General features: G+C 72.2%; 11 protein-coding genes and 1 pseudogene. 9 read left to right on the top strand and 3 right to left on the bottom strand.

Annotation, left to right across the window (positions count from 1 at the left end; all coding sequences use genetic code 11):
• Positions 1-13: 13 nt before the first annotated feature.
• Positions 14-844, top strand: a complete 831-nt coding sequence (locus M8C17_RS19300) for a siderophore-interacting protein (protein ID WP_252417894.1) — start codon at positions 14-16, stop codon at positions 842-844.
• 7 nt (positions 845-851) lie between these two features.
• On the opposite strand, the gene M8C17_RS19295 is transcribed toward M8C17_RS19300, so the two are convergent.
• A complete protein-coding gene (locus M8C17_RS19295; protein ID WP_252417893.1) occupies positions 852-2,063 on the bottom strand; it encodes a low temperature requirement protein A in 1,212 nt (403 codons plus the stop codon).
• Between the two features lie 113 nt (positions 2,064-2,176).
• Between M8C17_RS19295 and dnaG the strand changes: the two are divergent.
• Positions 2,177-4,079, top strand: a pseudogene (gene dnaG / locus M8C17_RS19290) (DNA primase).
• Positions 4,080-4,616: a hypothetical protein gene (locus M8C17_RS19285; RefSeq protein WP_252417892.1), complete on the top strand. Its 537-nt coding sequence runs from the start codon at positions 4,080-4,082 to the stop codon at positions 4,614-4,616.
• A 28-nt stretch (positions 4,617-4,644) separates the two neighbouring features.
• On the opposite strand, the gene M8C17_RS19280 is transcribed toward M8C17_RS19285, so the two are convergent.
• Together M8C17_RS19280 and M8C17_RS19275 are read right to left on the bottom strand one after the other, a co-directional pair.
• Positions 4,645-5,664, bottom strand: coding sequence for a TAXI family TRAP transporter solute-binding subunit (locus M8C17_RS19280; protein ID WP_252417891.1), 1,020 nt, complete (start codon positions 5,662-5,664; stop codon positions 4,645-4,647).
• Positions 5,661-7,952 carry a TRAP transporter fused permease subunit gene (locus M8C17_RS19275; RefSeq protein WP_252417890.1) on the bottom strand — a complete coding sequence of 764 codons (2,292 nt, stop codon included), beginning with the start codon at positions 7,950-7,952 and terminating at the stop codon, positions 5,661-5,663. Before M8C17_RS19275 ends, M8C17_RS19280 begins: the two co-directional genes overlap by 4 nt.
• A 144-nt stretch (positions 7,953-8,096) precedes the next feature.
• Here M8C17_RS19275 and M8C17_RS19270 point away from each other — a divergent pair, with 144 nt between their 5' ends.
• The 6 genes from M8C17_RS19270 to M8C17_RS19245 all read left to right on the top strand — a co-directional run bounded on the left by M8C17_RS19270 (position 8,097) and on the right by M8C17_RS19245 (position 13,961).
• Positions 8,097-9,029: an ABC transporter ATP-binding protein gene (locus tag M8C17_RS19270; RefSeq protein WP_252417889.1), complete on the top strand. Its 933-nt coding sequence runs from the start codon at positions 8,097-8,099 to the stop codon at positions 9,027-9,029.
• A 39-nt stretch (positions 9,030-9,068) separates the two neighbouring features.
• On the top strand, positions 9,069-9,539 hold the full coding sequence (locus M8C17_RS19265; RefSeq protein ID WP_252417888.1) for a hypothetical protein: 471 nt from the start codon (positions 9,069-9,071) through the stop codon (positions 9,537-9,539).
• A gap of 273 nt (positions 9,540-9,812) precedes the next feature.
• On the top strand, positions 9,813-10,613 hold the full coding sequence (locus M8C17_RS19260) for an ABC transporter permease (RefSeq protein WP_252417980.1): 801 nt from the start codon (positions 9,813-9,815) through the stop codon (positions 10,611-10,613).
• A gap of 10 nt (positions 10,614-10,623) precedes the next feature.
• Positions 10,624-11,433 carry an ABC transporter permease gene (locus tag M8C17_RS19255; protein ID WP_252417887.1) on the top strand — a complete coding sequence of 270 codons (810 nt, stop codon included), beginning with the start codon at positions 10,624-10,626 and terminating at the stop codon, positions 11,431-11,433.
• A gap of 62 nt (positions 11,434-11,495) precedes the next feature.
• Positions 11,496-12,521, top strand: coding sequence for a YihY/virulence factor BrkB family protein (locus M8C17_RS19250; RefSeq protein WP_252417886.1), 1,026 nt, complete (start codon positions 11,496-11,498; stop codon positions 12,519-12,521).
• A 261-nt stretch (positions 12,522-12,782) separates the two neighbouring features.
• Positions 12,783-13,961, top strand: a complete 1,179-nt coding sequence (locus tag M8C17_RS19245; protein WP_252417885.1) for an ROK family protein — start codon at positions 12,783-12,785, stop codon at positions 13,959-13,961.
• Positions 13,962-14,027: the final 66 nt, after the last annotated feature.

The raw sequence follows: 14,027 nt of genomic DNA, 5'->3' as shown, positions 1-14,027 counted from the left end.
TAGCCTAAGTGGCATGACGGAACGCCCCAGGAACGTCACCTCGGTCCGGGTGCTGCGCACCGAGCGGCCCACCCCGCACCTCATCCGGCTCGTCCTCGGTGGGGAGGAGCTGGCCGACCTGCCGGTGGGCGAGTTCACCGACCACTACATCAAGCTGGTCTTCCCGCAGCCCGGCGTGGCCTACCCGCAGCCGCTGGACCTCGCCGCGATCCGGCGGGACCTGCCCCGGGAGCAGTGGCCCCGGCTGCGCGCGTACACCGTGCGACGGTGGGACCCGCTGGCCGAGGAGCTGACCGTCGACGTGGTGCACCACGGCGACGAGGGGCTGGCCGGTCCGTGGGCCGCCGCGCTGCGCCCGGGCGACCCGGTGCACTTCGTCGGCCCCGGCGGGGCGTACGCCCCGAGCCCGGACGCCGACTGGCACCTGCTCGTCGGCGACGAGAGCGCGCTGCCGGCGATCGGGGCGGCCCTGGAGCGGCTGCCGCTGGGCGCTCCGGCACACGTCTTCGTGGAGATCTCCGACCCGGCCGAGGAGCAGAAGCTGCTTAGCCCCGGCGCGGTCCAGCTCACCTGGCTGCACCGTGGGGAGCGTCCGGTGGGCGCCGCGCTGGTGGCGGCGGTGCGGGAGCTGGAGTTCCCGCCGGGGCAGGTGCACGCCTTCGTCCACGGCGAGGCGACCTTCGTGCGGGAGTTGCGCCGGCTGCTGCGCGCCGAGCGGGGGGTACCGGCCGACCGGCTCTCCATCTCCGGCTACTGGCGGCGCGGCATGGACGACGAGGGCTGGCGCTCCACCAAGGCCGACTGGAACCGGCAGGTGGCGGCCGAGGAGCCCGCGGCCGCCTGAGCACGGTTCAGCGCTCGTCGCGCTGCCGGTCCCACTCCTTCCGGACCGCGGCGAGCCGCCGGTTGAGCAGCACGGCGTACCCGACGATCGCCGCGGCGACCAGGAACAACAGCAGCCGCGCCTCGCCCACCGTCGCGCCGATGAGGCTGACCGAGATCACCCCGTAGGCGGTGATCGCCAGCCGGGCCGCGCTCGGCCGGGCGGCGAGCGCGTACAGGCCCAGCCCGCAGAGCACCCAGACCACCACCGAGGCCGCCAGCAGCAGCCGCAGCTCCAGCGGCAGCCGGTTCGCGCCGGCGTCGACCAGCCGGACCGCCTGCCCGAGCGACCAGCCGAGCAGCAGCAGCGCGCCGCCGAGCGGGATGTGCAGATAGGTGTACGCCTGCCCGGCACGGAGGCGGCTCGTCACGAGGTTGGTGGTGACGAAGGTGGTGTAGACCCACCAGACGGCGGCCGGCACCACGAAGGCCAACCCAGCGGTGAGGATCATGTGCGGCCGGGGGTGGTCGGGCACCGCGAAGAGCAGGTTGGCCAGCGCGCTGCCCAGCACGATGATGGTGAACTGCCCGACCCGTTCCGGCAGGTGCCGGCTGTCCACCGGCCACTGTTCGAGCCGACGTCGGCCGATCCACGGCGTGGCCAGCTCGATGGTCATCGCGACGATCCACAGCGCCGGGCGCAGCGCGGTCGGCACGGTCAGCGAGACAAACCAGATCAGCCAGCCCAGCCCGAAGCCGACCAGGTAGACCGAGGTCACCGTGCGCGCCCTCGGGCTGGTGGGCCGGGCCCGCAGGTAGAGCAGGAGCAGCACGCCCCGCACGATCAGGTACCCGATCGGGAGCAGCGGGCTCTCCGGCACCTCGTCCACGCCGAGCGTCATGGCACCGGCGCCGACCAGAGCGATCAGCACCAGCAGCCGGTGCGGCAGGTCGTCCGGGTCGAACCGGGTGTCGTAGTAGACCTGCCCCAGCCACGCCCACTGGATCACCAGGAAGAGCCCGATCACGGCCAGTATGGCCGACGGTGACGGGGTCGGCTCGGTGCCCAGCCGGGCCGCCACCGCCGCCAGGGCGTACACGAAGATGACGTCCAGGAAGAGTTCCAGCCAGGTGGCGTGGCGGTGCCCGGCCTCGTCCTCCAGCGGTGCCGGCCCGCGCACACCCAGCCGACCGGCCAGCCATCCCGGCAGGCTGGCGCCCACGGTCCGTACCCTCCGCATCTGGTCATGGTCCCCGCGCGGCCCCGGCTCCCGGGTGGGAACCGGCGAGCCGGCAGCGGCGGTCGCCACACGCGCGTGCCCCGGCCGGCGTGCCGTCGGTCCCGCAGGGCAGGATGTACGGCGAGGGGGTGGCGCATGGCTGGGCGGATCCGGGACGAGGACATCGCACTGGTCCGGGAACGCACCTCGATCGGGGACGTGATCTCCGAGACGGTCACCCTGAAGTCCGCCGGAGGCGGCAACCTCAAGGGTCTGTGCCCGTTCCACGACGAGAAGAGCCCGTCGTTCAACGTCTCGCCGGCCCGCAACGTCTGGTACTGCTTCGGCTGCGGGGCGGGCGGCGACGCCATCAAGTTTCTGATGGACGCCGAGCACCTCAGCTTCGTCGAGTCCGTCGAGCGGCTGGCCGGCCGCGCCGGCATCCAGCTGCGCTACATCGAGGACGACAGGGGCACCCCGCGCCCGCGCCCGCAGCAGGGCCAGCGGCAGCGCCTGGTCGCCGCGCACGCCGCCGCCGTCGAGTTCTACCGCGCGCAGCTCAGCACCGCCGGTGCCCGCCCGGCCCGGGAGTTCCTCGCCCGGCGTGGCTTCGACCGGGCCGCCGCCGAGCGCTACGGCTGCGGCTTCGCGCCGGAGGGCTGGGACCTGCTCACCAAGCACCTGCGCCAGCAGGGCTTCACCCACCAGGAACTGGTCACCGCCGGATTGTCCCGGGAGTCCCGTTCCGGTTCCCTGATCGACCGGTTCCGCCGCCGGCTGCTCTGGCCGATCCGTGACCTCGCCGGCGACGTGATCGGGTTCGGCGCGCGCAAGCTCTTCGACGACGACGACGGCCCGAAATACCTGAACACCCCCGAGACGCCGATCTACAAGAAGTCGCACGTGCTCTACGGCATCGACCAGGCCAAGCGGGAGATCGCCAAACAGGGCCGGGCCGTGATCGTCGAGGGTTACACCGACGTGATGGCCTGCCACCTCGCCGGGGTGACCACGGCGGTGGCGACCTGCGGCACCGCCTTCGCCGCGGACCACATCTCCGTTCTGCGTCGGCTCCTGTTCGACAGCGACGAGGTGGCCGGCGAGATCATCTTCACGTTCGACGGTGATGCCGCCGGCCAGAAGGCCGCACTGCGCGCCTTCGAAGATGATCAGCGCTTCGTCGGGCGCACGTTCATCGCGGTCAGCCCGGACAACATGGACCCGTGCGATCTGCGGCTGGCCAAGGGCGACCTGGCGGTGCGTGACCTCGTCGCCCGCCGCGAACCGCTGGTCGACTTCGCGCTGCGCCACGTGATCAGCCGCTTCGACCTGGACACCGTCGACGGCCGGGTCGAGGCGATGCGCCACGCCGCGCCGCTGGTCTCGCGACTGAAGGACCGGGAGAAGCGCCCCGAGTACGTCCGCAAGCTCGCCATGGACCTCGGGATGGAGATCGAACCGGTGCAGCGGGCGGTGCTCGCCGCCGCCAACACCCCGCCGTCCGGCACCCGCGACGCCGCACCCGCCGCCCGGCCCGCGCCGGCCCGCCCCGAACCGGCGGTGGACAGCCCGCAGTCGATGGTCGAGCGGGAGGCGTTGAAGCTCGCCCTGCAACAGCCGGTGCTGGCGGGGCCGATGTTCGACGCCGTCGAGGCCACGGAGTACCGACACCCGGTGCACGTCGCGGTCCGCGCGGCCATCGCGGCGGCCGGTGGGGCCGCGTCGGCGACCGGTGGCGCCGTCTGGATCGAGTCGGTCCGCGACGCCTGCGACGACCTGGCGTCGGCGGCGCTGGTCGGCGAGTTGGCGGTGGAGCCGCTGCGCATCGACGGCGAGCCGGACCCGCGCTACGTGTCGATCACCATGGCGCGGGTGCAGTTCGGGTCGGTGACGGCCCGGGTCCGGGACCTCAAGTCACGGATCCAGCGGATCAACCCGGTCAACAACAAGGACGAGTACTTCGCCGCCTTCGGCGAGCTGCTGTCACTGGAGCAGCACGCCCGGGCGCTGCGCGAGCAGGCCGCGGGAGGCCTCTAGATGGGACTGTTCAGCCGCAAGCCGAAGCTCCCCCCGGCCGATCGGCCGCCGCTCGCACCCGACGAGCGGGTGCTGGCCTGGGCGGCGGTGGGCAACGGCGAGGGCGACGGGGTGGTGGTCGCCAGCAACCTCGGGTTGTGGCTGCCCGGCCGGGGGCACCGGCTCGGCTGGCACGACATCCTCAAGGCTGTCTGGTCAGGCCGTGAGCTGACCGTCACGCCCGCCGAGACCCTCGTCGAGCGCGACGGCTACACCGTGGTCGCCGACTGCCCGACCGAGACGTACCTGCTGCTCGACCCGGGCGAGCTGCCGCACCAGGTGCGCGCCCGGGTGACCCGCTCGGTCGCGCACACCGAACACCACCCGGTGCCCGGCGGCGGGGCCCGGGTCGCGGCCCGGCGCGCACCCGGGGTGGACGGTCTGACCTGGACGGTCCGTCTCGACCCCGGCACCCCGCCGGACGGGGAGGACCTGCTCGCCGAGACCGACCGCCTGGTCAGCGCGGCCCGAGCCGCCACCGCACCCGTCGACGGATAGCCCGACGAGCGGCCCACCGCCGCCCCGGTCACTTGGCGCCGAGATCCTCCAGCGCCTTGGCGGCACCACGGTGCAACGGAACCGGCTCGGTCTTGCGGGCCGTCTCCAGGGAGATGCCCCGGGCCGCCGGGTTCGCCTGGGCGAGGGCGTCCCGCTTGTCGAAGACCGTCCGGGTGATCGCACAGGCCACGTTGGCGTCCAGGTCCTTCCGGACCAGCAGCACGTTCGGCACGACGATCGTCGGCGTGTCCGTCGCCGTCCGGTACGCGTCCCGGCCGATCGTCCCGGCCTGGTACGCGGGGCTCAACTCGTTCATCTTCGGCAGCAGGGGCGCGATGTCGACGAACCTCACGGTGTCGCCGGCGGTGGTGAACAGGTCGGTCAGGCCCCCGGTGGGCAGCCCACCGGACCAGAAGAAGCCGTCGACGCTGCCGTCCTTGATCCCCTCGACCGTCTTGGTCAGGTCGAGCCGCTGCGCCCGGATGTCCTTGGCCGGGTCGAGGCCGGCGGCCTCCAGCAGCCGGTTGGCGATCACCTCGGTGCCGGACTTCGGCGAACCGGTGGAGATCCGCTTGCCCCGCATGTCGGCCACCGACGTGATCCCGGAGTCGTTGCGGACGACGACCTGGGTGTAGTTGTCGTAGATGCGCGCGAGTGCCTCGACCGGCTGCGGCGCCGTGAAGCTGCCCTTGCCCTGCACCGCGTTGACCGCCGTGTCGAAAAGGGAGAACGCCACGTCGTACTGGCCGCCCACCAGCTGCTCGACGTTCTGCACCGAGGCGCCGGTCTCCGCCGCGGTGCCGGTGAGCTTGCCGCCGGTCGCACCGGACAGCTGCCCGGCGAGGGCGTTGCCGACCCCGAAGTAGACGCCGGTCGCGTTGCCGGTGGCGATGCCGACCCGGGTCTCCCGGGTCACCTCGCAGGTGACCTCGCTGGCCGCGTCGTCCTTGGCCGCGCCGCCCTGCTGACCCCCGCAACCGGCGGCGCCGACCGCGACGAGGGCGACCACGCCCAGGCCCGCCACGAGCCGTACATCGATGCGTCTCACAGTGTCTCCTCCCGGAGGTTCGCTGGTGATCCGGCTGACCGCCCGCCGGTCCGGCCGGCGGATCCACGTCGTACGAGCACCCCCGCCACCGCCAGGACGGCCAACGCGGCGCCGATCGTGACCGGTACGGGTTCGAGCCAGAGCAGGGTGACGCCGGCGAGCGCGCCGAGCACGCGCTCCGGGGCACCCGCGGGACCAACGCCGGGCAGCCAGCCACCGGCGGCGACGGCGAGCACCGCCACGCTGAGCGCGGTGACCAGGCCGGCGAAGACGATCCGTCCCGGGCCGCCGATGCCGAGCAGGCCGAGCCCGGCCGGCGTGATCACGAAGGCGATCGGTGTCAGGTAGGCCGGCAGCGCGTAGCGCAGCGTCTGCCACATGGTCGGCACCAGCCGACCGCCGGTGACCGCCGCGGCGGCCACCGCCGCGAGCGCGGTCGGTGGGGACACCTCGGACAGGACCGCGAAGTAGAAGACGAACATCGCGGCGGCCGGCTGGGTCACGCCCAGGTCCAGCAGCGCCGGCCCGACGATCACCCAACCGATCACGAACGACGCGGTGACCGGCACGGCCAGGCCCAGCAGCGTGAGAGCCACGGCCGCGAGCAGCGCCGTGAGCACCAGCACGAGGGTCGGGTCCGAGGTGGCCGCCTTCGCCCCGCCGACCAGCAGCGCCGCCGCCTGTGGCCCGAGGCCCGTCTTCGTCGTGGTCGCCGTGATGATGCCGGCGGCGGCGCAGACGGCGGTCACCGCCAGCACGCCGCGTACGCCGGTGACCAGGGCGGCCACCAGCCGGGCGGGGGTGAGCCGGTGTGTGCGGTCCAGGAAGGAGAGCGCGACCGCCAGGATGGTGGCGAAGACGACCGCTCGCGTCGCGGAAACGCCGACGGCGAGAAGCGCGATGATGGCGATCAGTGACGCGAAGTGGTAGCCGAAGCGGCCCAGCAGGCGCCACGGCGAGGCGACGTCGATCACCACCGGGCGTACCCCGGAGCGTCGGGCGTCGATCTCCACCGCGAGCAGGATGCCGAGGTAGTAGAGCACCGTCGGCACGGTGGCCCAGCCGAGCACCTGCAGGTACGAGACGCCCAGGTACTCGGCGATGATGAACGCCGCCGCACCCAGCGTGGGTGGGGAGAGGATCGCGCCCACCCCGGCCGCGGCCAGCATGCCGCCGGCCCGTTCCGGCGGATAGCCGGCGCGGCGCAGCAGAGGCCAGGTGACCGCACCGATGCTCACGGTCGTCGCGGCCCCGGACCCGGACACCGTGCCGAGCAGGAAGCCGGAGGCCACCGCCGTCCGGCCGGCGGCGGTGCGGGAGCGGCGGAACGCCGCGGCCGACAGGTCGACGAAGAACCGCCCCGCCCCGGAGAGCTCCAGCGCCGCGCCGTAGATGGTGAACAGCACGATGTACGAGGCGGCCACGTCCAGCGGGGTGCCGTAGAAGCCGCTGTCGGAGTTGTAGAACGCGTCGACCAACTGGCCGAAGTCGAGCCCGGAATGGGCGACCGGCCACGACTGCGGCAGCAGGCCACCGTAGTAGCCGTAGCCGAGGAACAGCAGACAGACCGTGGGCAGGATCCATCCGGTGGTCCGCCGGCACGCCTCCAGCAGCAGAAGCAGCAGAAGGGTGCCCATCACCAGGTCCAGCGGCACGAGCAGACCCTGGCGGTCGAGGAACGCGTTGTAGCCGCCACCACCCGTACCGATGGCCACCGGCAGCACGGGGTAGAGGCAGCCGACCACCGCCAGGGCGACCAGTGCCCAGTCCACGATGGTGGGTCCCGTCCGGACCGGATCCGGCAGGCTCGGGTCGAGCGACTGACCGGCGCGGCCCCGCCGGCCCCGCGGCCAGGCCCGCAACCGCAGGTCGGCCGGGTAGGCCAGAAAGACCAGCGGCAGTACGCCCGCCAGAAAGATGATCAGGTAATACTTGCTGCCCTGCGCCAGCGGGCGGAACACCTGCCAGAGGGCCAGGGCGCTGACCGCCAGCGCCGCCGCCGTGAGGAGCAGACCGGCCGGCCCGGACAACACCCGGCCCGGCTTCTCGTCCTCGAACTGGGCGGCCAGATCCCGGGTCGCCCGTTCGGCGGCGGTGCGGGTGTCGCCGTCGTCGGTCCGCGCGGCCTGGTCGGCGCCGCCGGTCCGCTCCGCGACGGTGTCCTCGGCCCCGGACGGCGCGACCTGCCGTGGTGGTGTGCCGCCGCTGCCCGCAGTGGGCTCGCCGGCGGGGGAGTTGGCTGGTCGGGCGGGTGGCAGCGAACCGTCGGGCGAACGGATGGGCGACACGAGGGGACGATACACGTCGATCGAGCGGCGAGTGGGGCATCGACGGGCGTTTCGTCGCGGCGGGACCGGGTGTCGGCCACGCCGCGCGGGCCGTCGCGGGAATTTGCCTGGAGGGCTGTCGGACCTGGCCGCTAGGGTCGGGCGGTGACTTCGGGGCGACCACTGATTCAGGCTCGTGGGCTGGTGAAGCGGTTCGGCGACTTCACCGCCGTGGACGGCATCGACGTCGAGGTGCGCTCGGGCGAGGCGTTCGGCTTCCTCGGGCCCAACGGCGCCGGCAAGTCCTCCACCATGCGGATGGTCGGCTGCATCTCTCCGCCGAGCGGGGGCGAGCTGCGCATCCTCGACCTGGACCCGGTCCGTGACGGGCCGGTCATCCGGGCGCGGCTCGGCGTCTGCCCCCAGTTGGACAATCTCGACCCGGAGCTGACGGTCCGGGAAAACCTCACCGTCTACGCCCGCTACTTCGGCATCTCGCGCCGCGCCGCCCGGGAGCGGGCCGCCGAGCTGCTCGACTTCGTCCAGCTCACCGAGCGGGCCGACAGCAAGGTCGAGCCACTGTCCGGTGGGATGAAGCGCCGGCTGACCATCGCCCGCGCGCTGGTCAACGAGCCGGAGATCGTGCTGCTCGACGAGCCGACCACCGGGCTCGACCCGCAGGCCCGGCACCTGGTGTGGGAGCGGCTGTTCCGGCTCAAGCAGCAGGGCGTCACCCTGGTGCTGACCACGCACTACATGGACGAGGCCGAGCAGTTGTGCGACCGCCTGGTGGTGATGGACGGCGGGCGGATCGTCGCCGAGGGCTCGCCCCGGGCGCTGATCGAGCGGCACTCCACCCGCGAGGTCGTCGAGCTGCGCTTCGCCGCCGAGTCGCAGGAGCCGTTCGCCGGCAAGCTCGACGGGCTGGGGGAGCGGGTCGAGGTGCTGCCCGACCGCATCCTCCTGTACGTGGCCGACGGCGACGCGGCGGTCGCCGAGGTCGCCACGCTGGGGCTCAATCCGGCCAACGTGCTGGTGCGGCGCAGCGGCCTGGAGGACGTCTTCCTGCACCTGACCGGCCGCACCCTGGTCGACTGACCCGCGCTGACCGCCCTGTACCTGGGCATCTTCGCCACGGTGTGGTTCAGCGTCCCGGCGGCCGAGCAGCCGTTGCGCGCCCTGCTGGTGGTGGGCAGCCTCGCCGCCCTGCTCACCGCCGTGGCGGGTGGCGTGCTGGTGGCTCCGACCCGGGGTGCCGGCGGCGCTGTCCGGGACCGGGCGACCGACCGGCGGTACCTGCTCATCGCCGTCGCCGAGTTCGCCGCAGCCGGGTTGGGTGCCGCCGTGCTGGCCGCCGTCGGCTGGTCCGGGTACATCCCGGTGCTGGTCTGCGCGGTGGTCGGGCTGCACTTCTTTCCGCTCGCGCCGCTGCTGCGGGACCCGCTGCTCCGGCCGCTCGGTGTCGCGCTGTGCGTGGTGGCGGCGGTGGGCCTCGCCATCGCACTCGCCTCGACGGTGTCCGCCGGTCTGGTGGTCGGCACCGGAGCGGGGCTGCTGCTGCTCGGCTACGCCGTACAGGCGCTGGTTCGCACCCACCGTTCGGGCTGACGCACGCCCCGACTGGCAGCGCCCGGAACGGCGTCCTTGAGGCGGAGCTGCTGCCGCGAGCCTGATACCTCTGAGTCATAAAAATGCCCAGGAGGTATCACGGTCAACGCCGCGTCCGCCTCCGCCCGCGCGCTCGATCATGGGTCGCGGGCCGGAGGAAACCGGGGGACAGGTCGGTGGCGGTCGCCGTAGGGTGACCGGCGGCCTGTCGTACCCCGGGGGTAGGAAGGTCGACGTGGCGGGCACGGTGTGGCGGGGGTGGTCGGGGTGAGCGTGGCGGGATCGGCGCGGGAGCAGGGCCGCACGGCGTTGCCACGGGTGCCGGCGCTCGCCGTGTTCAACTACTTCCTGGTGGGTTACCGACGCACCTGGCGGGCCGGGGTGTTCTCCTCGTTCCTGCTGCCGGTGTTGACCGTGCTCGGCTTCGGGCTCGGCGTCGGCGCGTACATCGACCAGGGAGTCGGCGGGGTGCGCTACCTCGACTGGCTGGTCCCCGGGCTGATCGCCTCGACCGCCCTCCAGGTGGCCATCGGCGACTCGACCTGGCCGGTGTTCAGCAACTTCCAGTGGATCAAGACGTATTTCGCGCAGAGCGCGGCGCCGCTGCGGGTCGCCGACATCCTGGCCGGGCACCTGGCCTTCGTGATGTTCCGGGTGCTCGGCACGATCGCCGCGTTCCTGCTGGTCACCGGGTTGTTCGGGGCTCTGCGCTCACCGTGGGCGCTGGCCACCCTGCCGGTGGTGACGCTGCTCGGGCTGGCCGTCGCCGCGCCGACCTTCGCGTACGCGGCGTCGGTGTCCAGCGACAGTTGGCTGGCGATGCTGTTCCGGTTCGCGGTCATCCCGATGACGCTGTTCGCCGGGGTGTTCTTCCCGGTCGAGTCGCTGCCCGACGCGCTGCGCTGGCTGGCGTACGCGACGCCGCTCTGGCACGCCGTCGACGTATGCCGGGCGGCGACGCTCGGCGTCGCCCCACAGTGGTCGATCGTGGGGCACCTGCTCTACCTGGCGGCCTGGGCTCTCGCGGGCTGGCTGCTGGCGCTGCGCGCGTTCCGTCGCAGGCTCGTCGTCTAGGGAGGATGTCGTGGTCACGCTGATCCTGCCTCGACTGGTCGACGTCTCCGCCGCGTCCCGGCGGTCGGCGTCGGTGGTCGAGCGCAACGTCGCGGCGCTGAAGTCCGTCTACTGGCTGCTGCTGCTCTCCGGGTTCGTGGAGCCGCTGCTCTACCTGTTCTCCATCGGGGTGGGCGTCGGCACGCTGGTCGGCGACCTGCCGCTGCCCGACGGGCGGCTGGTGTCGTACGCCGCCTTCGTGGCCCCGGCGATGCTCGCCTCCTCGGCGATGACCGGCGCTCTCGCGGAGACCACTTTCAACTTCTTCGGCAAGATGAAGTACATGAAGCTGTACGACGGGGTGATCGCCACCCCGGTACGGCCGTTCGAGATCGCCCTCGGCGAGCTGGGCTGGGCGATGCTGCGCGGCAGCGCCTACTCGGCGGCGTTCCTCGGGGTGATGATCGCGCTGGACCTGACCACGGTCCCCCGGGCGCTGACGGCCCTCCCGGCCGCCGTGCTGGTCGGCTTCGCGTTCGGCGCGCTCGGCATGGCGCTCTCCACCTTCATGCGCAGTTGGCAGGACTTCGACCTGATGGGCTCGGCCCAGTTCACGCTCTTCCTCTTCTCCGGCACGTTCGTGCCGGCGCAGGCCTATCCGACCCTGCTGCACTGGCTGGTCGAGGTCACCCCGCTCTACCGGTCGGTGCACCTGATCCGCGGTGTCGCGCTGGGTGTCGACGGTTGGTCGTGGCTGCTCGACGTCCTCTACCTGCTGGCGATGATGGCCCTCGGCCTGCTGGTCGCCTCACGCCGGATGGGCAGGTTGCTCTACCGGTAGGGGTTACCCGCCGCCCTCCTCGGGGCATGTCGGAGGTGACACCACGACGATGAGGAGGGGCGATGGCCTCCGAGCAGTCTTCCGTTGGCAGCGGGCGTGACCGTGACTCGGCCCGTGGCCCCGTCGGCCCGGACGAGGGGCCGGACAGCCCCGCCGACCTGCCCGGCAGTGGCTGGAAGGCGGCTCTGCGCCGGACGGTCACCGAATTCCAGGACGACAGCCTGACCGACTGGGCGGCGGCACTGACGTACTACGGGGTGCTGTCCATCTTCCCCGGGCTGCTGGTGCTGATCTCCCTCCTCGGCCTGCTCGGCTCCGGCGCCACCGAGGGCGTCAAGGACACCGTCAGCCAGGCGGTGCCGGAGGGCAACATCCAGAAGATCATCACTGACGCGATCAACCAGGCGGATCAGAACGGCGGGCTGGCCAGCATCGCGGCGATCATCGGTCTGCTGGCCGCGTTCTGGTCGGCCTCCGGGTACATCGCGGCGTTCATGCGCGCCTCGAACACCATCTACGACGTGCCGGAGGGGCGGCCGATCTGGAAGACGCTGCCGATCCGGGTGGGCGTGACCGCGGTGATCGGCGTGCTGCTGCTGGTCTGCGCCGTCATCGTGGTCTTCACCGGTCGTCTCGCCGAGATCGTCGGTGACGCGATCGGGGTGGGCGGCACGGCGGTCACGGTCTGGAACATCGCCAAGTGGCCGGTGCTGCTGCTCCTGGTCAGCCTGATGTTCGCGATCCTCTACTGGGCGTCGCCGAACGCGCGGCACGGCGGGTTCCGCTGGGTCAGCCCGGGCGGTGTGCTGGCCGTGGTGATCTGGCTGGTGATCTCCGGCCTGTTCGCCTTCTACGTGAGCAACTTCGGCTCGTACAACAAGACCTACGGGGCTCTGGCCGGGGTGATCATCTTCCTGGTCTGGCTGTGGCTGAGCAACATCGCGATCCTGCTGGGTGCCGAGTTCGACGCCGAGCTGGAGCGCAGCCGGGCCATCTCGGCCGGCCACTCCGTGGACGACGAGCCGTACGTCGAGCTGCGCGACGACCGCAAGCTCAGGAAGAAGCGGAACTCCGCCGGCCCTCGCTGACCTGCGGTCCGTGACCGCCCCGCCACCGGAGAACGGGTGGCGGGGCGGTTGCCTGTCCGGTGGTCCCACGGCCGGCGAGCGGACGTGGTCATCGCGTGATCCTTTTCTTGATCGACTAGTAGCTTTTGTTCTTTCGGACAAAAGTTGGGATCAGAACGGTTGAAGCTCTGGACAGGCGGTACGGAACGCTCCTACTGTGTCGGACACAACACATCGGCATTGCGTCGATGTGAACGAGTCCGGTGAAGAGGTGAGTCCCCGGTGCGGACCGTCGACCCCCTGCACGTCCGGCTGTTGCGGTTGCTCCGCGACGAGGGGGCCGTGTCCCGGGCCGAGCTGGGTGACCGGCTCCAGATGCCGCGCCCGCGCCTTCTGGCCGAGCTCGACCGGCTGGTCGCGTTGGGCTACGTCGCAGAGGCGGGGCTCGCCGCGTCCCGGGGCGGGCGCCGCTCCACGTTGGTCGAGCTCAACCCGAAGCTACGGTTCGCGGCCGTCGACCTGGGCGCCAGCTCGATGGACGTCGAGGTGGTCAACGGCCGACTCGAACCGGTGGCCCACTACGCCGAAGCCGCCGACATCCGCAACGGGCCGAAGGTGACCCTGCAGCGGGTCAACGAGCTGCTGCACAAGGCCCGGGTCGACGGCGCGTACGAGCGGCTGGACGCGGTGGGCATCGGGGTGCCCGGGCCGGTCAGCTTCCGCGACGGTGTTCCGGTCTCGCCGCCGATCATGCCCGGCTGGGACAGGTTCCCGGTGCGTGAGCTGCTCAGCCGGGAGCACGGCTGCCCGGCGGTGGTCGACAACGACGTCAACATCATGGCGATCGGCGAGCGTCACGGAGGCGTCGCCCACTCGGTGGACGACTTCCTCTTCGTGAAGATCGGCACCGGAATAGGGTGCGGCATCTACCTCACCGGCGAGGTCTACCGGGGCACCGACGGCTGCGCCGGGGACATCGGCCACATCCAGGTCGACTCGCACGGTCCGATGTGCTCCTGCGGCAACGTCGGCTGCCTGGAGGCGCTGTTCAGCGGTGCCGCGTTGGCCAAGGACGCCATCGCCGCCGCCCGCAGCGGGGCGTCGCCGGCGCTGGCCGAGCGGTTGGCCCTGCGCGGCGCGGTGACCGCGCTGGACGTCGCCGAGGGCGCCGTCGAGGGGGACGTGTCCTGCATCCAGCTGATCCGCGACGGCGGACGGCGCGTCGGCGGGGTGCTCGCCGGCCTGGTCAGCTTCACCAACCCGTCGATGATCGTGATCGGCGGCGGGCTCGCCCAGCTCGGGCACATCCTGCTCGCCGAGATCCGCAGCGTGGTCTACCGCCGGTCGCTGCCGCTGGCCACCGGCAACCTGCCCGTCGTGCTGTCCGAGCTGGGCGGCCGTGCCGGCGTCGCCGGTGCGGCCGTGCTCGCCAGCGACGTCGCCTTCGGGGAAGCCTCATGACCCCGCAGCCGCGAGCAGAGACGCCGTCCGCGACCCCGCAGTCGCCAACCGAAGAACCGTCGTGAG

The organism is Micromonospora sp. RHAY321 (assembly GCF_023896955.1).
Lineage (GTDB): Bacteria > Actinomycetota > Actinomycetes > Mycobacteriales > Micromonosporaceae > Micromonospora.
This window is presented reverse-complemented; position numbering and strand designations above follow the sequence as displayed.